Raw genomic sequence first — 20,286 nt, 5'->3', positions numbered from 1 at the left:
GACAGGGACGCCGCCGACCGGGGCGATCGCCGAGGTGATGGCCGAACTGGCCGCGCTCCAGGACCCGAAGGCACGGGAGATCAACGAGCGGCACGGCGACGATCACGGGGTGAACCTCGGCAAGCTGCGCGCCATCGCGAAACGGCTGAAGACCCAGCAGGAACTCGCCCGCGGACTCTGGGAGACGGACGACTCCGCGGCGAGACTGCTGGCGATCCTGATCTGCCGCCCGAAGGCGTTCGGGCGGGACGAGCTGGACCGCATGCTGCGTCAGGCGCGCACCCCCAAGGTGCACGACTGGCTCGTCAACTACGTGGTGAAGAAGAACCCGCACGCCGAGGAGCTGCGGACGGCCTGGTCCGCCGATCCGAATCCCGTGGTCGCCGGTGCGGGCTGGGCGCTGACCGCCGAGCGCGTCGCGAAGAAGCCCGAGGGCCTCGACCTCAGCGGGCTGCTCGACGTCATCGAGGCACGGATGAAGGCCACCCCGGACCGCCTCCAGTGGGCGATGAACAACTGCCTGGCCCAGATCGGGATCGAGCACGCCCGGTACCGCGCCCGGGCGATCGCCATCGGTGAGCGCCTGGAGGTGCTCAAGGACTACCCGACCCCGCCGGGCTGCACTTCTCCGTTCGCGCCGGTCTGGATCACCGAGATGGTGCGCCGGCAGGACGATCGGACGGTGTCGTGACCAGCGGTGACGTGACCGGTGGCGCCTCCTGGTCCCGGACGCGGGGCCTCTTGGACGCCCTTCGGAACCGGTGACCCCACGTCACGACCCGGTCACGATCGCTCACTTGACAGCACCGGTGGTCTTGCCGCCCCCGAACGAGCGGGCGTAGACCGGAGCGCGCGGGGAAGCCGCCTTGACGTTCGACGACGAACGAAGAACGGGGCATTGATGCGCAGCAGTCTTCGTACACGCAGGTCGCCCGGTCACTCCACGCACCGCTCGCGCAGAGCCGCGCGGGCCGCCGCGGCCGCCGTCGCCGCGGGCGCCCTCGCGCTCACCGCGTGCGGCGGCGGTGACAAGGAGGACAACAACGGCAGCACGGGAACGGAGAGCCGCGGCACCGGCTCCGTCACCCTTCCCAAACTCGACGGCGCCACCCTGGAAGTCGCCGCCGTGTGGACGGGCCAGGAGCAGGCCAACTTCAAGAAGGTGCTGGCCGAGTTCGAGAAGCGCACGGGCGCGAAGGTCACCTTCGTACCGGCGCAGGACCCGATCATCAACTTCCTGGGTTCGAAGATCGCGGGCGGTGCGCCGCCGGACGTCGCGATGCTCCCGCAGGTCGGCGCGATCAAGCAGGCCGTCGACAAGAAGTGGGCCACGCCCGTCGGGCCGGACGCGCAGGCGCAGTTGGCGAAGAACTACGCGCAGGGCTGGCAGGACCTCGGCAAGGTCGACGGCAAGCAGTACGGCGTGTACTACAAGGCGGCCAACAAGTCGCTGGTCTGGTACAACGACCAGGTCTTCGAGAACGCGGGGGCCAAGGAGCCCAAGACCTGGAAGGACTTCCTGGCGACCGCGCGGACCGTCTACGACTCCGGAGTCACCCCCGTCTCCGTCGGCGGCGCCGACGGCTGGACGCTCACCGACTGGTTCGAGAACGTCTACCTCTCCCAGGCCGGACCCGAGAAGTACGACCAGCTCGCGCGGCACGAGATCAAGTGGACGGATCCGTCCGTGAAGGACGCGCTGACCACGCTCGCCCAGCTGTGGGGCGACAAGAACTACCTCGCGGGCGGCCCGGACGGCGCGCTCCAGACGGAGTTCCCGGCGTCGGTGACGCAGACGTTCACCGGCGGCGACCAGCCGAAGGCGGGCATGGTCTTCGAGGGCGACTTCGTGGCCGTCAACATCGCGGAGACCAAGGCGGAGATCGGCACGGACGCGAAGGTGTTCCCGTTCCCGGCGGTCGGCGACAAGGCGCCGGTGGTCAGCGGCGGTGACGCGGCCGTGATCCTGAAGGACTCCAAGGCGGCCCAGGCGCTGGTCACGTTCCTGGCGTCGCCCGACGCGGCGACCATCCAGGCGAAGCTCGGCGGCTATCTCTCGCCCAACAAGCGCGTCGAGCCGTCCGCGTACCCCAACGCGGTGCAGCGGAAGATGGCCGAGGCCCTGATCGCGGCCGGCGACGACTTCCGCTTCGACATGTCCGACCAGGCGCCGCAGGCCTTCGGCGGGACCCCCGGCAAGGGCGAGTGGAAGGCTCTCCAGGACTTCCTGAAGAACCCGAAGGACGTGGCGGGGACGCAGGCGAAGCTCGAAGCGGACGCCGCAGCGGCCTACAAGGGCTGATCCGGCGATGAAGTCGGCGACGGCGGGAGGCACCGCACCGGTGCCTCCGCCCCGTACGCGCAAGAGCGTGACCGGCACCCGCAAGTCCGTGGCGGCGCTGTTCCTGCTGCCCGCCCTGGTGCTGCTCGGCGCGCTCGTGGTCTACCCGATCGGGTACTCGGTCGTCCGCAGCTTCTACGACCAGTCCGGCGACGGCTTCGCCGGGATCGACAACTACAAGACCCTGTTCAGCGACGACGGCATCCGTGCCGCGCTGAAGAACAACGTCATCTGGGTGGTGTTCGCCCCGACGGTCGCGACCGCGCTGGGCCTGATCTTCGCGGTGCTCACCGAACGGGTGCGCTGGGGAACGGCGTTCAAGCTGGTCGTCTTCATGCCGATGGCGATCTCGATGCTCGCGGCGGGCATCATCTTCCGGCTGGTGTACGACCAGGACCCGGACAAGGGCGTCGCGAACGCCGTCTGGGTGGGCGTGCACGACACCTTCGCCCAGGCGTCGGCGTTCCCGAAGGCCCACCCGGGCAGGCAGTCGCCCTTGAAGGCCGAGCAGGGCGGTTTCATCACCCGGGAGGCCGTGCGCGCCGGGCAGTCCGTCACCGTCCCGCTCGTCGGCGTCGCCCCGGACAAGATGCCGGACGGGGCGGGGAAGGCGGTGCGGGCCGAGCCCGAGCCCGGCAAGGTCACCGGCACGGCCTGGCAGGACTTCACCCGCGGCAGGGGTGTCGGGAGACTCGGCCAGGTGGACCCGGGTGAGCTGGGCTACTCCGGGATGCGGATCGAGGCGGTGAAGGACGGCCGGGTCGTCGACTCGACGAGCGTCGCGGCCGACGGCACGTTCACGCTGTCGGACAAGGCGGACGGGGCCCGGCTGCGGCTCCCGGCGAGCAACTTCTCGGAGCCCTACAACGGCCTCGACTGGCTCGGCCCGTCGCTGGTCACACCCGCCATCATCGGCAGTTACGTCTGGATGTGGGCGGGGTTCGCGATGGTGCTGATCGCGGCGGGGCTGGCGGGTGTGCCGCGCGAGCTCCTCGAGGCGGCCCGGGTCGACGGGGCGAACGAGTGGCAGGTGTTCCGCCGGGTCACCGTGCCGCTGCTCGCGCCGGTCCTCGCGGTGGTCGCCGTGACCCTGATGATCAACGTGCTGAAGGTCTTCGACCTGGTCTTCATCATCGCGCCGGGCTCCTCCCAGGACGACGCGAACGTGCTGGCCCTGGAGCTGTACCGCAAGGGCTTCTCGGAGGACCAGCCGGGCGTCGCGAGCGCCATCTCGGTGTTCCTGCTCCTGCTCGTGATCCCGGTGATGGCCTTCAATGTGCGCAGACTGCGGCGGGAGGTGCGGCGATGACCACGCAGGCCGAGAGCCTGACGAAGACGGCATCCGCCCCGGTGGTGAGCAGGGTGAGGCCCTCGCTGGGTTCGCGGATCGCGAGCGGGGTCGGCGGCGGTGCCGTCCGGGTGTTCCTGCTGCTCGTCGGTCTGTTCTGGCTGGTGCCGACGATCGGGCTGCTGCTGTCCTCGCTGCGCGCCCCCGAGGACATGAGCGCGAGCGGCTGGTGGAAGGTGTTCAGCGAGCCCTCGCAGCTCACGGTGGACAGCTACCAGAAGCTCCTGGAGAACGGCGACATCACCGGCTCGCTGCTCAACACGGTGCTGATCACGGTGCCGGCGACGCTGCTGGTCGTGGGTATCGGCTCGCTCGCGGGCTACGCCTTCGCCTGGATGGAGTTCCCGGGCCGGGACTGGTGGTTCCTCGCGGTGGTCGGGCTGCTGGTCGTGCCGGTGCAGGTGGCACTGATCCCGATCGCCGAACTCTTCGGAAAGATCGGCATCTTCGGGTCGATCGTCGGCGTGGTCCTCTTCCACGTCGGGTTCGGCCTGCCGTTCGCGGTGTTCCTGCTGAGGAACTTCTTCGCCGAGATCCCGCGGGAGCTCCTGGAGGCCGCCCGGCTGGACGGCGCGAGCGAACTGCGCCTGTTCGCACGGGTCGTGATGCCGCTCGGCGCTCCGGCGATCGCCTCGCTGGCCATCTTCCAGTTCCTGTGGGTGTGGAACGACATGCTGGTCGCGCTGGTCTTCTCCGACTCGGGGAGCCAGCCCATCACGGTCGCGCTCCAGACGCAGGTGCGGCAGTTCGGCAACAACATCGACGTGCTGGCGCCGGGCGCCTTCATCTCGATGGTGATCCCGCTGGCCGTGTTCTTCGCGTTCCAGCGGCAGTTCGTCTCCGGGGTGATGGCGGGCGCGGTCAAATAACCTGATTCCCCCAGCACTTGAAGGGCCGTCCGGACACCGGGCGGCCCTTCGATGTTCACCGGATGTCCCCCGTATGCCACATCTGGCGTAACCAAGTCACCCCTTCGGCCGTTCCCGGGCAGGTATGCCCGCGCCGACTCATGGATGTCCCTTGCCCAGGTTCAGTGTCATCGTCCCCGTGTACAAGGTCCAGGCGTACCTGCACGAGTGCCTCGAATCCGTGCTCGGACAGTCCTTCCCGGATCTCGAACTCATCGCGGTCGACGACTGCTCGCCCGACGGCTGCGGTTCGATCATCGAGGAGTTCGCGGCACGGGACGCCCGCGTGGTGCCCGTGCGCCTCCCGGAGAACGTGGGCCTCGGCCGCGCCCGCAACGCCGGTCTCGAACGCGCCACCGGTGACTACCTGGTCTTCCTGGACAGCGACGACACGCTCACCCCGGACGCGCTGCGCGCGATCGCCGGCCGGCTGGCGGAGACCGGCGAACCGGACGTCCTGGTCTACGACTACGCGCGCACGTTCTGGTCGGGGCGGACCGTGCGCAACAAGGTCTCGGCACAGCTGACCGAGGAGGGCCCGGCACCGTTCCGGCTCGACGAGCGGCCCGGTCTGCTGCGGCTGCTGATGGTGGTGTGGAACAAGGCGTACCGCCGGGAGTTCGTCGAGCGCGCGGGCCTCACCTTCCCGCCCGGGTACTACGAGGACACGCCCTGGACCTTTCCGGCGCTGATGTCGGCCGGGACGATCGCCACCCTCGACCGGATCTGCGTCCACTACCGCCAGCGGCGGCACGGCAGCATCCTCGGCACGAGCAGCCGGAAGCACTTCGACGTCTTCGGGCAGTACGACCGTGTCTTCGCGCATGTCGACGCGCACCCGGAACTGGACCGGTGGCGCCCGCTGCTGTTCCGGCGCATGATCGACCACTTCGCCGCGGTGTTCGTGAAACGGGGCCGGCTGCCGCGCTCGGCGCGGGCCGAGTTCCTGCGCAAGGCCCGCGCGTACCACCGCCGTTACCGCGTCCCGGGCGGTACTCCGGCCGTCCTCGGCGCGCGGCTGCGGCACGTGCTGGTCGGACTGGGCGCGCATCGCGCGTACCGTCTGCTCTCCGCGCTGTCGCGGACCCGCAGGAGAGTCCTGCGGCTGACCGCCGGGCTGCTGCGCGCGGCGCGCGGCGGCGCGCTGCGGGTCCACTACCGCGTGCAGCTCCTGCTACCGCTGCGCGCCGACCGGGCCGTCTTCTCCAGCCACCGGGGCCGGGGGCACGGCTGCAATCCGGGGGCTCTGGAGTCCGCGTTCCGCGCCTTCGCGCCGCACATCCGCACGGCCTGGATCGCGGAACCCGAGCACCACCACACCATCCCGGCCGTCACGCAGCGGCTGCGTCCCGGCACGGCCGGGTACTGGACGGCGCTCGCCCGTTCCAAGTACCTGGTGAACAACGTCGGCTTCGACCGTCGGCTGGTCAAGCGGCCCGGCCAGGTCCTGATCCAGACACAGCGCGGGACGCCGCTCAAGCACATGGGCCTCGACCTCCAGGACCGCCCGGCCGCCGCGCGGGACACCGACTTCGCCGAGCTGCTGCGGGACGCCGACACCTGGGACTACTGCCTGTCCGCCAACCGCCATTCCACACTGGTCTGGGAGCGCGTCTTCCCCTCCTCGTACACGACGCTGGAGTACGGGATGCCGCGCAACGACGTGTTCCAGGAGGCCACTTCGGCCGATGTCGCCCGGCTGCGCGAGGCACTCGGCATCCCCGCGGACGCCATCGCCGTGCTGTACGCGCCGACGTACCGGGACTACCGGCGCACCCAGCACCGGGCCCTGGACCTGGACCGCTTGGTGGACCGGCTGGGCCCGCGCTTCGTGGTGCTGGCCCGCGCCCACCACACGTACGGCGCGCCCCTCGCGGACGCGTCGAACGACCGGGTCATCGACGTCTCCGGCCATCCGAGCGTCGAGTCGCTGTGCCTCGCCTCCGACGCGCTGGTCACCGACTACTCGTCCCTGATGTTCGACTACGCGGGCCTGGACCGGCCGATCGTGATCCACATGGACGACCGGGACGCGTACGAGGCGGCCCGCGGCACCTACTTCGACCTGGGCGCCTTCCCGCCGGGCGCGGTGGCGCGCAGTGAGGACGAGCTGATCGACATCTTCGCGACCGGGCACTGGCACGGCTCGCGTTCCTCGCAGCTGCGGGCCGCGTTCCGTGAGCGGTTCTGCCCGTACGACGACGGGCACGCCGCCGAGCGGGTCGTACGGCGTGTGGTCCTCGGCGAGAACGCCGGTCTGCCGCCGTTCGTCCCGTTCGCCGAGCGTCACCCGGCCGCGTCGGCGGCGGCCCTCCTCCGCCCCCTCGGCTCCGGCCCGCCGCAGGACGCCCCGGCCGCCGTCCCGGTCCCGGGTGGTGCCGTTCCCCTGACCGAGACCCTCTGAACCGGAGCCCGTGTGCCCTCCAGCCCCTCGCGGCCCATGCCCACCCGGCCCACCACCTGGCGGCCGACCGGGCGCCCCGGGCGATGAACCCCCCGTTCGGCGCCCCTTGAGAGAAAGAGCAGAATGCCCCGCTTCAGCGTCATCGTGCCCACCTTCGGAGTCGCCGGGCACCTGGCCCGCGCGCTGGACTCGGTCCTGGCCCAGTCCTTCGGCGACTTCGAACTGATCCCGGTCTGCGACGCGCCGGACTCCCCGGCCGCGGCGGTCGCCGCCGCGTACGCCGCGCGGGACCCCCGGGTGACCCCGGTCCATTCGCCGTCCTCGGACGGGCTCGGCGGGGCGCGCAACACCGGGATCGCGGCGGCGACCGGCGCGTACCTGCTCTTCCTCGACGGCGACGACGACCTGGCGCCGGGCGCGCTGGGTGCCCTGGACGCGGGGCTGCCGGCCGACGTGGACGTCCTCTACTTCGGGCATCAGCGGATCCACTGGTGGGAGGGCGAGCCGAGCACCCCGCCGCTCGACAAGGCCCCGGAGGTGCTCGGCGCGCATGTTCCGGCCTGGAGCGCCGCGTACCGCCGCGGGTTCCTCGCCGAACACGGACTCGCCTTTCCCGAGGGGCACTTCACGGACGTGGGCTGGGGCGGCCTGGTCACGGTGGCGGCCGAGCGGTCGGCCGTGCTGCGCACGGTCTGCGTGCGCCATCACGCGCGCCGCCAGGGCAGCCGGCTCAACGCCCCGGGCGAGCACCACTTCGAGCTCCTCGACCAGGTCGAGCGGGTCCTCACCCGGGTGTCCGAGCGGACCCTGCCCGCCGCCCGTTCGAAGGCGCTGTTCGGTCAGCTCTTCTCCCAGGTGCTGAAGACGGCGGCCCACCCCACCCGGGTGCCCGCGCGTCGCCGCCGGGCCTTCTTCCGCCGGGCGGGCAAGCTCTACCGGCGTCACCGTCCGGCCGGTTTCCGGGTGCCCGGCGGCAGTCTCGGTGTGCAGCACCGGCTGCTCGCGACCGGCGCGTACAGCGCCTTCCGCGCGCTGCGCGGCGCGAACCGGGCGACCGCCGGGCTGCTCCGGCGGGTGCCGCGGCCCAGGGCGCTGCGCACCCGCGCGCGCTACGCGGCCCAGCTGCGCCGCCCCCTCGACGAGAACCTCGCGGTGTACTGCGCCTACTGGGGCCGGGGTTACGCCTGCAACCCGGCCGCGATCCACGCCAAGGCCCGTGAACTCGCCCCGCACATCCGCTCGGTGTTCCTGGTCGAACCGGACGCGGTGGACGCGCTGCCGAAGGACGTCGAGCACGCGGTGATCGGCAGCCGGCGTGCCTGGGAGGTCCTGGCCCGTGCCAAGTACCTGGTCAACAACGCCAACTTCGCGGACTCCGTGGTCAAACGGCCCGGCAGCGTGCACGTCCAGACCCAGCACGGCACGCCGCTGAAGAAGATGGGCGTCGACCAGTCGACGTATCCGGTGGTGGCCGCCGCGAGCGGCAGTTTCACCAAGCTGCTGTCCCGGGTGGACCGCTGGGACTACAACCTCTCCTCCAACCGGCACTCCACCCAGATGTGGGAGCGGGCCTTCCCCGGCGGCTACGAGGCCCTGGAGTACGGCTATCCGCGCAACGACGTCTTCTGCACGGCCGGCGAGCGTGACGTGGCGCGGGTCCGCGAGCGGCTCGGGGTTCCCGAGGGCAGGACGGCGCTGCTGTACGCGCCGACGCACCGGGACTACAGCACCGGCTTCGAGTCCCGGCTCGACCTGGAGGCCTTCTGCGAGGAGATCGGCGGGGACTTCGTCGTCCTGCTGCGCGCGCACTACTTCTACGACGAGGGCCGCGGGCGCGGCAGCGGCCGGATCATCGACGTGACCGGGCACCGGTCCTCCGAGGACGTGTGCCTGGCCGCCGACGCGCTGATCACGGACTACTCGTCGATCATGTTCGACTACGCCAACCTCGACCGTCCGATCGTCGTGTACGCGGACGACTGGGAGGTCTACCGGGAGACGCGCGGCGTCTACTTCGACCTGCCGGCGGAGCCGCCCGGCCGGGTGGCCCGCACCCCGGGCGAACTGGCCGCCCTCTTCCAGGACGGTTCGTACGCGGACCCGGCCGCGACGGCCCTGCGGGCCCGGTTCCGGGAGCGCTTCTGCCAGTTCGACGACGGGCGGGCCGCCGAGCGGGTCGTGCGCAGGGTGCTGCTGGGCGAACCGCCCGAGGCGATCCCGCCCGTCCTGCCGCTCGCCGAACGCGTCCCGGCTCCCGCCGCGTCCACCCTCGTAAGGAGCTGACGTGCCCCGCTTCAGCATCATCGTCCCCGTGTTCAAGGTCCAGGGATTCCTCCGCGAGTGTCTCGACTCGGTCCTGGAGCAGTCGTACACGGACCTCGAGGTCATCGCCGTCGACGACTGCTCCCCGGACGGCTGCGGCGCGATCCTCGACGAGTTCGCGGGCCGTGACCCGCGGGTGCGGGTGCTGCACCTGCCGGAGAACGTGGGGCTCGGGCGGGCCCGCAACGCCGGGATGCCGCTCGCCACCGGGGACTACCTGTTCTTCCTCGACAGCGACGACACCCTCACCCCGGGCGCGCTGCGCGCGGTCGCCGACCGGCTGGACGAGACCGCCGACCCGGACGTGCTGGTCTTCGACTACGCGCGCACCTACTGGTGGGGCGGCACCCGCAGGAACGTGCTCGCGCGGGTGCTCGCGGAGGCGGGTTCCGACACCTTCTCGGTGGCCGAACACCCGGAGATCCTGGACCTGTTGATGGTGGTGTGGAACAAGGTCTACCGCCGCGCGTTCGTCGAGGCGGAGGGCTTCGCCTTCCCGCCCGGGTACTACGAGGACACGCCCTGGACGTTCCCGGTGATGCTCAGCGCGGAGCGGATCGCGACGCTGGACCGGATCTGTCTGGCCTACCGCCAGCGCCGCCAGGGCAACATCCTGTCCACCACCAGCCGCAAGCACTTCGACATCCACGACCAGTACGAGCGGGTCTTCGCGTTCGTCGACTCCCGTCCGGAGCTGTCGGGCTGGCGCCCGTACCTGCATCGCAAGATGGGCGAGCACTGTCTCGACATCCTCTCCAAGCAGGACCGGCTGCCCGAGGAGGACAAGGCCGAGTTCTTCCGGCTGACGGCGGCCCTCTTCCGCAGGCACAAGAGCGGTCCCGTGCCGCCCGAACTGCGCGTCCTGGAAGGCGGTTTCACCCGCTACCGGCTGCGGCGGCAGGCGGTCCGCGCGGGCCGGGAGCTCGCCCGGCGCGGCCGGGGGACCCGCCGGGCGGCCGCCGCGCGGGTCAGGCGCGGCTGGTCGGCGGTGCACGAGAACCGTTCGCTGGAACCGAACTTGGCGGTGTACTCGGCGTTCTCGCACCGGGGGGTCCTGGGCGACCCGGCCGCGGTGTACGCGGCGGCCCGGGAACTCGCCCCGCACATCCGTGGCGTGTGGGTGGTGCGCGACGCGGAACAGGCGGCGCTGCTGCCGCCGGAGATCGAGCACGTCCTCCTCGACTCGCCGGGCTACCGGCGCCTCACCGCGCGCGCCACGTACTTCGTGAACAACGTCAACTGGCCCGGGTCCCTGGTCAAGCGGCCCGGCAGCGTCCACATCCACACCCATCAGGGCACCCCGCTGAAGTTCATGGCCGCGGACCTGCTGCACAAGCCGGGTGCCCGGCACGGCTTCGACGTGCCGGGGATGCTGCGCCGCGCGGACCGCTGGGACTACAGCCTGGTCGCCAACCGCCATTCGGAGCTGGTCTGGGACCGCGCCTACCCGTGCCACTTCACCTCGCTGCGCACCGGCAGTCCGCGCAACGACGTCCTCGTGCGGGCCAGGCCCGAGGACGGGGCGGCGGTCCGGGACCGGCTCGGCGTCCCGGCCGGGAACCGGGTGGTGCTGTACGCGCCGACGCGCCGCGACTACGTACGCGGCGGCCATCTCGACCGTCTCGACCTGGCCCGGTTCGCGGACGACCTGGGCGCGGACCACACCCTCGTCGTCCGGCTGCATCCCTCGCTCGCGGACGGTCCGGCGCGCGGGATGGGCCTGTCCGAGCTGCACCGGCGGGGTGTCGTGGTGGACGCGACCGACGAGCCGCGCGTGGAGGACGTGCTGCTCGCGTCCGACGTCCTGGTCACCGACTACTCGGCCCTGATGTTCGACTACGCCAACCTGGACCGGCCGATCGTGCTCCTCGCGGACGACTGGGGCGCGTACACGGCGAGCCGGGGTGCCTACTTCGACGTCACGGCCGACGCTCCGGGCCATGTGGCCTGCTCCCAGAGGGAGTTGACGTGGCTGTTCGCTTCGGGGGCCTGGCGGGACGGTGAGTCGGCGCGGCTGCGGGCCGGATTCCGGGCGCGGTTCTGCGAGTTCGACGACGGCCGGGCCGCCGAGCGGGTCGTGCGGACGCTGATGCTGGGCGAGCGGACCGGGCTCCCGGCCGCAGCGGCCGCCCCGGTGCCCGCGCAGGCGGGACACGACGTCCTCGCGTCGTCATGAGCGCCCCCGCGTACGCGCGTTTCCCCCGGGTTCGGGCCCCGCGCAGGCTCCGGTCGCCCCGTGCCCGGGTGATCCTGATCGCCGTCGTCTTCGCCGTCCTCCAGCTCGCCGGCATCACCGGCCGGGACACGCCCGACACCAAGAACTACCTCTCGTACGCGCTGAGTCTGCGCGGCGAGAGCAAGCACGAGGCGGCCGCGCTGACGATCGACTACGCGTGCGCGGGACGGGCGTCCATCGCGCGCCGCAACCAGGCGGTCCACGCGGTGCACTTCCACCGCGGGAGTCCGACCCGGAAGGTCATGGCGGAGTGCCGGCGCGACGAGTGGCGCGGGGTGTCCGCCCGGCTCGCGGCCGGGGAGACGGCGGGACACACCGTGCCGTTCATGCCGTCGCGGTTCATGCGGATCTTCGAGGTGCGGCCGGGCTATCCGGTGCTGCTGGTGCCGTTCATCACGGTGTTCGGGGTGACGTGGGGGCTGTGGGCGTCGAGCGTCGTGGTCGCCGCGGCGGGGGGTGTGCTCGTCTTCCTCGTCCTGCGCACCCTGCGCGCCTCCACCGGGGCGGCCCTGACCGGACAGGCGCTGTTCTACGTCCTGCCGTGCGGGACCACGGCCATGCGCCCCATGACCGAGGGGCTGCTGCTGACGCTGACGCTGGCGGCGCTGTGGGGCTGCGCCCTGGTGCTCCAGGGGCGCGCGCGGGCCGGGACCTGGCTGGTCGGCGCCGCTCTGGCGGTCCTCTTCACCGTGAAGCACGCGCAGGCGCTCTTCCTCGGGCTGACCCTGGCCGGTGCCTGCGCGGTGCTCCTGCTGCGGCGGCGCCGGTGGGACGGGCCGCTGCGCACGCTCGGGGTGGTGGCGGGCGGCGGCGCGGTCGCCACGGTGCTGCTCGCGAGGGCGCTGCGCTACCCGTCCGAGTCGGAGAGTCTCCAGGACCTGCTCACGGGGCATTTCGCGCGCCCCGACCGCGCCCGGCCGTGGTCGGAGTTCCTCCATCTGGAGACCGCCTTCTGGGTGGAGTGGCTGCGCCGCCAGTTCTGGCAGCCGCTGTTCCCGGCGGTGCTGCTGGCGGCCGGCTGGGGGGCGCTGCGCCGGCGTCCCGCCTTCGCCGGATTCCTGCTGGCGGCGGCGGGCACCGGAGTGCTCAACCAGGCCGCCCACCCCGACATCAACATCTGGGGCGACCGGTTGATCGTGCTGCTGTGGCTGTTGCCGGTGGTGGGCCTCCCGCTGCTGCTGGACGAGGTCGTCCGGCCGGGCGCGCGGGCCCTGGACGGCCTGCTCCCGGGGCCTTCGCGCAGGGACGCCGGGGTCGCCCGATGAGGTGATCCCGGCTAGGCGGCCGACCGCGCGGGGAATGAACGGCAAATGCCGCACACCGCCGATCCCGCCTCCCCGACCGCCCGATGAGCGCCGACGTCCTCGCCCGGCGGGGAGCCGTCCGGGGTTCGACCGCGCTGCGCGGCGGGGGTGCCTGGCGGCCGACGCCGTACCAGCTCCTCGGCGCCCTGTTCTGGCTGGTGGTGACGCTCGCGTACTGGCGGGTCCCGCTGTGCTGCGACGCGGGACAGCACGCGGCGGTCGTCGAACGCCTGCGGGTGGACCTGCTCCACCCGCGGCACCCGATGGCGGACCTGCCGGGCGCGGGCAGCCCGTACTACTCGCCGTACGCGGTGGCGCAGGGCGCCTTCGCCCGGCTGACCGGTCTCGGCGGCTGGGAGGTGGTGCGGCTGTCCGGGCCCGTCAACCTGCTGGTGCTGCTGACCGGCGTCGGCCGCTTCGTCCGGGCGCTGACGCCCCGCCCCTGGGCGCCGGTGCTGTGCCTCGGCGCGATGGTGCTGCTGTGGGGCACCGAGCGGGCCTGGTGGAGCGGCTACCTCGGGCTGATGTCGATGACCGGCAACCTCGGCTATCCCTCGACGTTCGCCATCGGACTGGCGTTCTGGGCCTGGGCGTTCACGGCCGCGCGGGCGGCGAACGCCGGTGGCGTCCGGTACGTGGGTCCGAGCGGCCTGGGGAGCCTGTGGGGGTACGCGGCCCTCGGCGCGCTGTACGGCCTGATCCTGCTGGTCCATCCGATCACGTCGATCGCGGCCGTGCTCGGGGCCGTGGCGCTGGTGGCGGGCGGGCAGCGCGGATGGCGGCCGGCCGTGGCGGCCCGGTGGCTGCTGGCGGGCGCGGTGGCGCTCCTCGTCGCCTCCCGCTGGCCGTACTTCGACGTCTTCGGCCTGACCGGGGACCGCAGCGTGGACGCCATGCACGAGCGGCTGTACGACGGGATGCCCGGACACTTCTGGCTGGCGCTGACCGGGGTTCCGGCGCTGTGGCTGCGGGCCCGGCGCGCCCAGCGGAGCGAGGGGCACGGGTGGCGTGATCCCCTGGTGCTGATGTTCGCTCTGGAGTGCGCGGTGGTGGCGTACGGCTGGGTGAGCGGGCACTACACGTACGGCAGGATCCTCGGGCTCACGCTGGTGCCGCTCCAGTTCGCGCTCGGGGTGGAACTGGCCGCGCCGCGGCCGTGGGGACCTCGGCGGCGGCTGCTCGGGGCGGCCGCGGCCGGCTGCGCCCTGGCCGGTTTCCTGACCGTGCAGGCCGGGGCGGTGGTGCCGCGCTCGCTCGACCCGGTCGGTTTCGACCAGCCGCCGCGCTGGCCGACGTACGCCTGGGCGGCCCGGCACATCCGGCCCGGGGAGGCGGTCGTCACGGACGGGTACTGGTCCGTCCATCTGATCGCGGGGTACGGCCCGGACCTGGCCGCGCCCGCCTGGCCCGACCCCGCCCTCGACGAGGGCGAGCGGCTGCGCCGGCTCGCGGCGGTGCGCGCCTATCTCGCCCCGTCGTCGACCCGGGCCGAACGCACCGCGGTCGCCCGCCGCTACCACGTCCGCTGGCTGCTGCTGACGCGCTGGCGGCGGGTGCCCGAGGAGGCGACGGTGGTGGCGTGGAGCCGGGAGACGGGAGAGGTGCTGGCCCGGGTCGGCACGGGGCCCGGCACCCGCACCGGTGCGCCGGCCGGTGCGAAAACCGGCGCGAAGGTCGATGCGGATGCCGGGCGAAGGCCGGTGCGGGGGTCCGTGCCGCTCGATGACGGACCGTCCGGCACCGGCCCGCTCGATGCCGTTACTCGATGACGAGCTCGACGGGGATGTTGCCGCGGGTGGCGTTGGAGTACGGGCAGACCTGGTGGGCCTGCTCGACGAGCTTGCGGCCGGTGGCCTCGTCCACGGTGTCGGGCAGCTCGACGCGGAGCGTGACCGTCAGGCCGAAGCCCTCGCCCTGCTTGAGGATGCCGACCTCGCCGGTCACGGCGGCCTGGGTGACGTCGACCTTCGCGGCGCGGCCGACGAGGCCGAGGGCGCTCGCGAAACAGGCGGCGTAGCCGGCGGCGAACAGCTGCTCGGGGTTGGTGCCCTGGCCGCTGCCGCCCATCTCCACCGGAATGCCCAGCTCGAGGTCGAGCTTGCCGTCGGAGCTGACGGCACGGCCCTCGCGGCCGTGGGTGGCGGTGGCGACAGCGGTGTAGATCGCGTCCATGGGAACCATCCCTCACATCGAATCGGAACGTCGGAGTCCTGCCGTGGGCCTCCGGTCCGGCGGCCCACGACCTGAATTAGAGCACGCAATTAAGTTGTGCACAACTCAATTGGCCGCAAGAGCTATTCTGGGAGGCATGACCGCGACACCCGCCCCGAACCCCCACGCCCCCTCGGCCGGGGACTTCCTCCGCCTCGACGAGCAGATCTGCTTCTCGCTGAACGCCGCCTCGCGCGCCTTCGGCGGCGTCTACCGGGTACTCCTCAAGGACCTCGGGCTCACCTACCCGCAGTACCTGGTGATGCTCGTGCTCTGGGAGCACGGCGAGCTGCCCGTGAAGAAGGTGGGCGAGCATCTGCGGCTGGACTCCGGGACGCTGTCGCCGCTCCTGAAGCGGCTGGAGGCGGCGGGGCTCGTCCTGCGGGAGCGCAGCGCGCGGGACGAGCGGTCCGTGCGGGTGCGGCTCACCGGGGAGGGGACCGCGCTGCGCGAGCGCGCACTGTCCGTACCGCGCCGGATCGCGGCGGCTACCGGCGCGGACCTGGAGGAGATCCGAGAGCTCCGGGCCCGGCTCGACCGGCTGACGGCCGCCCTGGACGAGGCGGCTCTGACGGAGTCACCGGGCTGTATGTGAGCCTGCGCACGTAGAGGCGCAGCGTCACCCCTCGCCGTACGACCTTCTCCCGGGGCACGAACTCCTCTTTCACCAGGGCGAGTTTGGCGCGCTCGGTCGCGTTGTCCGGCCGCCAGGCGCGGCGCGTCGCGAAGGGTTCGGCGAGCAGCCACACGTGATCGAGCCGGTCCAGCCTGCGGCGCAGTTCACCGGGTCCCGTCTCCTGGCCGTACAGCGTGCCGGAGGCGGGGGCCGGCACGCTCAGCGCGACGTCACGGATGCCGCGGAAGCCCTGGGGGTACGCCAGCGCCGATCGCCGCGCGAGCGACGGCAGGAACAACACCGGTTCACCGGGGCGCAGTTCGCGCCCGGCGAAGACGGAGACGGCGGCCAGGTCGTCGGGCCGCCGGTCGGGGCTGCGGTCCCGGCGCAGCAGCGGGAGCTGGACCGCGAGGACGAGGCTCACGGCGAGAACGCCGGTGAGGGCGGTGTGGGGCAGCAGCCTCGGCAGCCGCACCGCCAGGCGATCGGCTCCGGCGGCGGCGAGCAGCGGGGCACCGGCCAGGGCGTACAGGACGTAACGCTCGTCGTAGAGCGGCCACCAGCGCGACACCGTCAGCAGCACCACGGGCGGCACCACGGCCAGGGGCAGGGCGACGGCGGGGAGCGAGAGCGCGCCGGGCCGGGTCCGGGCCGGCCGGACCCCGGGCGGCACGAGGGCGAGGTAGGCGAGGAGGAGGTAGGGCACGACCACGATCCGCGCCGGTCCGGTGAACGACCCGAGCAGGCGCTTCAGGCTCGGCACGCCGGTCGGCGACAGCCAGGCGACCTGCGCGGACTGCGCCCGGGAGGCCAGGACGAGGGGCAGCAGCACCAGGGCGGCCACCGTCGCGGCCGCGGCCCAGGCCCGCCACACCCGCGTGGGCACCCGGGCGAGTCCCAGCGTCACGGCGTGGGCGAGGAGCAGGAGCAGGGCCATCTCGTGCAGCAGGCAGGTGACGGCGACGGTCGCTCCGTACGCGCACCAGGGTCCCGGCCGGGCGGACCCGGCGGCCCGCACCAGCAGCAGCGTCGCCCCCGCCGCCCCGGCCGCGACGAGCGCGTAGGAGCGGCCCTCCTGGGCGAAGTGCCCGGCCATGGGCGTGACGGCGTACAGCAGCCCCGCCCACAGGCCGACGCGCGGACGGCACAGGCGGACGCCGAGGGCGGCCACCAGCCCGGCGGTCGCCGCGGCGCCGCAGACGGAGGGCAGGCGAAGGGCGACCTCGCCGGGGTGCGGGGCGAGGACGGCGTGCATCAGGAGGTAGTACAGGCCGTGCACGGCGTCCACGGAGTGCAGCAGGTGCCAGATCTGGGGCACCGAGCGCCGCGCGACCTGGAAGGTCACCGCCTCGTCGCGCCACATGCCGCCGCGGTCGAGCCCCCAGAGCCCGATCACGAGCATGACGAGCATGGGCAGGAGAACGGCCACCGTCTCCGGACGCCGACCCGCCGACCACCTCATCCGCGCATACACCATGAGCCAGATTTTTTGCTATTAAACAACCTTTGATCGGTATTGACGCGTATCGACCGCTATAGCCCATCCATGCGGCTTACGATCCAGGCTTCATGAGCGTCCTCAGGAACCACCGCCCGTTTGCCCTCGCCGCCGCCTGGGCCGCCACCCGCGCGCTGATGCTGTGGCTCCTCGCCCACGACCACCTCGCCCCGCTCGGCCGGGGCGGGGTGTCGCGCGAGGTGCGCCAGCTGTACTTCCACTGGTCCGAGACCCTGGCGCGGGGCGCTTTCCCGGTGGGCGACCGGCTGTGGCAGTACCCGCCGGGCGCCGGTCCCGTGCTGCTGGCGCCCACGTTGGTGCCGTCCCTGGCGTACTTCACGGCGTTCGTGGCCTGCGCGCTCGCCGCCGACGCGGTGATCACCGTCGCCCTCACGCACGCGGGCCGCCACCCCGGCCACAGCCTGCGCGGCGCACGGCTCTGGGTGCTCGGCCTGCCGCTCCTGCTGCACATCCCGCTGGCCCGGTACGACGTGCAGGCCACCGCCTTCGCGGTCGTCTCCCTGCTGGCGCTCTCGCGCTCCCGGCGCGCGTGCGGCGCGGTCGCCGCGCTGGGGGCCCTGGTGAAGGTCTGGCCGGCGCTGGCGCTGATCGGCACGCCCCGGGGCCACACCACCCGGCAGGTGTGGGCGTCGGCGGCGGTCACCGCGGCCGCGCTGCTCGCCGTCCTGGTGGCCGTCTTCGACGGCCCGCTCGACTTCCTGCGCCAGCAGCGCGGCAGGGGCGTGCAGATCGAGTCCCTCGGCGGCACCGTCCTGGGCTTCGCGCGCCACGCCGGTTGGCGGGGGACGGTCCGCTACCGGTACGGCGCGATGGAGTTCGTCGGGCCGCACGTCGGCCTGGTCGCGGCGGGCTCGCTCGCCCTGACGGTCGCCGCGTTCGGGCTCGTCCTGCTGTGGCGGGTGCGGGCCCGGCGCTGGACCACGGCCACCCCGTACGATGCGGCGCTCACGGCCGTGCTGCTGTTCACCGTGACCAGCCGGGTGATCAGCCCCCAGTACATGGTGTGGCTGCTGGGCCTCGCCGCCGTCTGCCTGACCTCGCGGCACACGACACAACGTCCCGTCGCCGCGCTGATCGTGGCGGCGACGGCGGTCAGCACGGTCGTGTACCCGACGCTGTACGGCCAGGTGGTGCACAGCACCTGGACGGGCTGTCTGCTGATGCTGCTGCGCAACGGCCTGCTGGCGACGGCCGCGGTGGTGGCGTTCGTACGGCTGTGGCGCTCGGGCCTGCCCGCGGCCGGGAAGGACCGGCGCGAACCGGACCGCGCCGGACGGGCAGGACGTGCCGACACGCGGCCACACCGGATTCCCACCGTTCTCCGGACAGGACATTGACCGGCTCTTGACGGAGAATTACCCGCAATATCTACGATTCCGCCCTGTGGATCCCATGCCTCCCCATTCCGCGAAGGTCAGCGTCGTCGTCATCGGGTACGACGACGCCTCCCATGTGACGGACGCCGTGCGCTCGGCGCTCGCGCAGGGCACCTCGGTGCGCGAGGTGATCGCCGTCGACGACCGCTCGACGGACGGCAGTGCGGCCCTCCTCGACGCGCTCGCCGCCGGGGAGCCGCGCCTGCGGGTGATCCACCGCGCGTCCAACAGCGGCGGCTGCGGCACCCCGCGCAACGACGGCGTCGACGCGGCCACCGCCCCGTACGTGATGTTCCTCGACAGCGACGACGTCCTGCCGCCCGGCGCGGTGGACGCGCTGCTCGGCGCGGCCGAGGAACACGACGCCCAGGTAGCGGCCGGACTGTGCGTGCGCCGCGAACTGCCCTCAGGCCGCGAAGTCCCCTGGGAACGGGCCCTCTACGCGCGAGCCGCCCTGGTCCCCCGCCCCTCGCGCCGCCCGCGCCTCGCGCACGACACCCTCTGCGTCAACAAGCTGTACCGCACCGGCTTCCTGCGCGAGCACGGCATCCGCTTCCCCGAAGGCCACTACCCCTACGAAGACTTCGTGTTCACCGCGCGCGTGCTGGCCGCCGCGCCGCGCATCGCCCTGACCCCCGACAGGGTGTACGTCTGGAACGTCCGGCGCACCGCGGAGCGGCTGTCCATCTCGCTCGACCGGGCCGGCATCGACAACTGGCGGGCCCGCACCGAGGCGAACCGGGCAGCGTACGAGATCCTGCTGGGCGCCGGGCAGAAGCGGCTCGCGCGGGCCGCGCACACCAAGTTCCTCGACCACGAACTGCGGATGTACACGCGCGAGCTGGAACTGCGCACTCCCGAGTACCGGCGCGCCTGGTGGGACCTCACGCGCGCGTACCTGTCGACGTTCGACGCGAGCGACCTCACGGTCAGCCCGACCGCCCCCGGCCGCCTCGTCGCCCGCGTGATCCTCGCCTCCCCCGACCCGCGCGACCTGCCCCGCCTGCGCGAGCTCGCGGCCCGCCCCGCACGGCTGCTCCCGCCGTACCCGCGCACCTCCGACGGCACCCCCGTGTGGGCCCCCGACCTCCCCCGGGTCACCCTCGACCACCTCCTGGACCGCCCGGCCCACCTCCTGCCCCTCGCCGTCGACGCGGAACTGCGGCCCCGCGCGCGGGGCACCGTGCTGCGCCTTCGCCTGCACGAGCTGTACGGGCGGATCGCGGCGGCCGGTCCCGTCGCGGTGGACGTGGAGTTCACCCACCGGGACGACGGCCGGGTGGGCCTGCGCGGCACCGCGCCCCTGCTGGCCGACCGCTACGGCGACCTCTGGTCGGCGAGTCCACCGGTGGAGCTGCCGGCGCTGGGCGCGGGCACCTGGGACGTACGCCTGACCGTGCGCTTTCGCGACGGCACGAGCCGGAACGCGACGGCGCACGCCCTCGGCGGCCCCGGTCTGCTGCGCCGCCGCGCCGTTCCGGCCGCCCACCACGGCGTTCTCGGTCTTCCGGGCCTCCTGCTCGTCCAGCCGTACCGGACGCACGCGGGAGCGCTGGCCCTGCGCACCGCGTCCGGTTGGCGAGGAACGACCGAGGCGGTGTCCCGCAGGCTCGGCCGCCTGCTTCACTGAGAAGCGGCCGCGGAGACGCGACGCCCGGACGCCGTACGCGCGCCCGTCCCCGGCCGCACGGACCACGGACC

The 20,286-nt window shown here is 72.8% G+C and carries 14 protein-coding genes; 12 read left to right on the top strand and 2 right to left on the bottom strand.

Annotated features, from left to right (window positions below; translation table 11 throughout):
* Nucleotides 1-37: 37 nt before the first annotated feature.
* From ACFYW7_RS00215 to ACFYW7_RS00175, 9 genes are all read left to right on the top strand, one after another.
* Nucleotides 38-691, top strand: a complete 654-nt coding sequence (locus ACFYW7_RS00215) for a DNA alkylation repair protein (protein WP_389498466.1) — start codon at nt 38-40, stop codon at nt 689-691.
* Nucleotides 692-901: 210 nt separating this feature from the next.
* A complete protein-coding gene (locus ACFYW7_RS00210) occupies nt 902-2,302 on the top strand; it encodes an ABC transporter substrate-binding protein (RefSeq protein ID WP_389496715.1) in 1,401 nt (466 codons plus the stop codon).
* Between the two features lie 7 nt (nt 2,303-2,309).
* Nucleotides 2,310-3,650 (top strand): carbohydrate ABC transporter permease, encoded by a 1,341-nt coding sequence (locus ACFYW7_RS00205; protein ID WP_389496713.1) that lies wholly within the window; start codon nt 2,310-2,312, stop codon nt 3,648-3,650.
* On the top strand, nt 3,647-4,558 hold the full coding sequence (locus tag ACFYW7_RS00200; RefSeq protein ID WP_389496711.1) for a carbohydrate ABC transporter permease: 912 nt from the start codon (nt 3,647-3,649) through the stop codon (nt 4,556-4,558). Before ACFYW7_RS00205 ends, ACFYW7_RS00200 begins: the two co-directional genes overlap by 4 nt.
* 151 nt (nt 4,559-4,709) lie before the next feature.
* Nucleotides 4,710-7,001: a CDP-glycerol glycerophosphotransferase family protein gene (locus ACFYW7_RS00195; protein WP_389496710.1), complete on the top strand. Its 2,292-nt coding sequence runs from the start codon at nt 4,710-4,712 to the stop codon at nt 6,999-7,001.
* Nucleotides 7,002-7,124: 123 nt separating this feature from the next.
* Nucleotides 7,125-9,284 (top strand): CDP-glycerol:glycerophosphate glycerophosphotransferase, encoded by a 2,160-nt coding sequence (locus ACFYW7_RS00190; protein ID WP_389496709.1) that lies wholly within the window; start codon nt 7,125-7,127, stop codon nt 9,282-9,284.
* 1 nt (nt 9,285) lies between these two features.
* The gene (locus ACFYW7_RS00185; protein WP_389496707.1) at nt 9,286-11,499 is read left to right on the top strand and encodes a CDP-glycerol glycerophosphotransferase family protein; all 2,214 of its coding nucleotides are present in this window, start codon (nt 9,286-9,288) and stop codon (nt 11,497-11,499) included.
* Nucleotides 11,500-11,567: 68 nt separating this feature from the next.
* The gene (locus tag ACFYW7_RS00180; protein ID WP_389496705.1) at nt 11,568-12,824 is read left to right on the top strand and encodes a hypothetical protein; all 1,257 of its coding nucleotides are present in this window, start codon (nt 11,568-11,570) and stop codon (nt 12,822-12,824) included.
* Between the two features lie 83 nt (nt 12,825-12,907).
* Nucleotides 12,908-14,632 (top strand): hypothetical protein, encoded by a 1,725-nt coding sequence (locus ACFYW7_RS00175; RefSeq protein WP_389496704.1) that lies wholly within the window; start codon nt 12,908-12,910, stop codon nt 14,630-14,632.
* Here the strand turns inward: ACFYW7_RS00175 and ACFYW7_RS00170 are convergent.
* A complete protein-coding gene (locus ACFYW7_RS00170) occupies nt 14,622-15,035 on the bottom strand; it encodes an organic hydroperoxide resistance protein (RefSeq protein ID WP_389496702.1) in 414 nt (137 codons plus the stop codon). The two genes, ACFYW7_RS00175 and ACFYW7_RS00170, sit on opposite strands and share 11 nt — an antisense overlap.
* 136 nt (nt 15,036-15,171) lie before the next feature.
* Between ACFYW7_RS00170 and ACFYW7_RS00165 the strand changes: the two genes are divergently transcribed.
* A complete protein-coding gene (locus ACFYW7_RS00165) occupies nt 15,172-15,669 on the top strand; it encodes a MarR family winged helix-turn-helix transcriptional regulator (protein ID WP_389496700.1) in 498 nt (165 codons plus the stop codon).
* Here the strand turns inward: ACFYW7_RS00165 and ACFYW7_RS00160 are convergent.
* A complete protein-coding gene (locus ACFYW7_RS00160; protein ID WP_389496698.1) occupies nt 15,563-17,167 on the bottom strand; it encodes a hypothetical protein in 1,605 nt (534 codons plus the stop codon). The genes ACFYW7_RS00165 and ACFYW7_RS00160 overlap by 107 nt on opposite strands.
* Nucleotides 17,168-17,259: 92 nt before the next feature.
* On the opposite strand from ACFYW7_RS00160, the gene ACFYW7_RS00155 reads away from it, so the two are divergent.
* Together ACFYW7_RS00155 and ACFYW7_RS00150 are read left to right on the top strand one after the other, a co-directional pair.
* A complete protein-coding gene (locus ACFYW7_RS00155) occupies nt 17,260-18,546 on the top strand; it encodes a glycosyltransferase 87 family protein (RefSeq protein ID WP_389496696.1) in 1,287 nt (428 codons plus the stop codon).
* 55 nt (nt 18,547-18,601) lie between these two features.
* Complete coding sequence (locus tag ACFYW7_RS00150) at nt 18,602-20,215, top strand: glycosyltransferase family 2 protein (protein ID WP_389496694.1); 1,614 nt, start codon at nt 18,602-18,604, stop codon at nt 20,213-20,215.
* Nucleotides 20,216-20,286 lie beyond the last annotated feature (71 nt).

The sequence above is a fragment of the Streptomyces sp. NPDC002580 genome (assembly GCF_042889485.1).
GTDB lineage: Bacteria > Actinomycetota > Actinomycetes > Streptomycetales > Streptomycetaceae > Streptomyces.
The sequence above is the reverse complement of the archived record's forward strand: the minus strand, read 5'-3'. Positions and strand labels throughout refer to the sequence as shown.

Coding starts and splice junctions, on each gene's coding strand:
- ACFYW7_RS00190 (WP_389496709.1), top strand. CDS start 7,125: ATGCCCCGCTTCAGCGTCATCGTGCCCACCTTCGGAGTCGCCGGGCAC.
- ACFYW7_RS00155 (WP_389496696.1), top strand. CDS start 17,260: ATGAGCGTCCTCAGGAACCACCGCCCGTTTGCCCTCGCCGCCGCCTGG.
- ACFYW7_RS00205 (WP_389496713.1), top strand. CDS start 2,310: ATGAAGTCGGCGACGGCGGGAGGCACCGCACCGGTGCCTCCGCCCCGT.
- ACFYW7_RS00175 (WP_389496704.1), top strand. CDS start 12,908: ATGAGCGCCGACGTCCTCGCCCGGCGGGGAGCCGTCCGGGGTTCGACC.
- ACFYW7_RS00210 (WP_389496715.1), top strand. CDS start 902: ATGCGCAGCAGTCTTCGTACACGCAGGTCGCCCGGTCACTCCACGCAC.
- ACFYW7_RS00170 (WP_389496702.1), bottom strand. CDS start 15,035: ATGGACGCGATCTACACCGCTGTCGCCACCGCCACCCACGGCCGCGAG.
- ACFYW7_RS00160 (WP_389496698.1), bottom strand. CDS start 17,167: ATGGTGTATGCGCGGATGAGGTGGTCGGCGGGTCGGCGTCCGGAGACG.
- ACFYW7_RS00200 (WP_389496711.1), top strand. CDS start 3,647: ATGACCACGCAGGCCGAGAGCCTGACGAAGACGGCATCCGCCCCGGTG.
- ACFYW7_RS00150 (WP_389496694.1), top strand. CDS start 18,602: ATGCCTCCCCATTCCGCGAAGGTCAGCGTCGTCGTCATCGGGTACGAC.
- ACFYW7_RS00165 (WP_389496700.1), top strand. CDS start 15,172: ATGACCGCGACACCCGCCCCGAACCCCCACGCCCCCTCGGCCGGGGAC.
- ACFYW7_RS00215 (WP_389498466.1), top strand. CDS start 38: ATGGCCGAACTGGCCGCGCTCCAGGACCCGAAGGCACGGGAGATCAAC.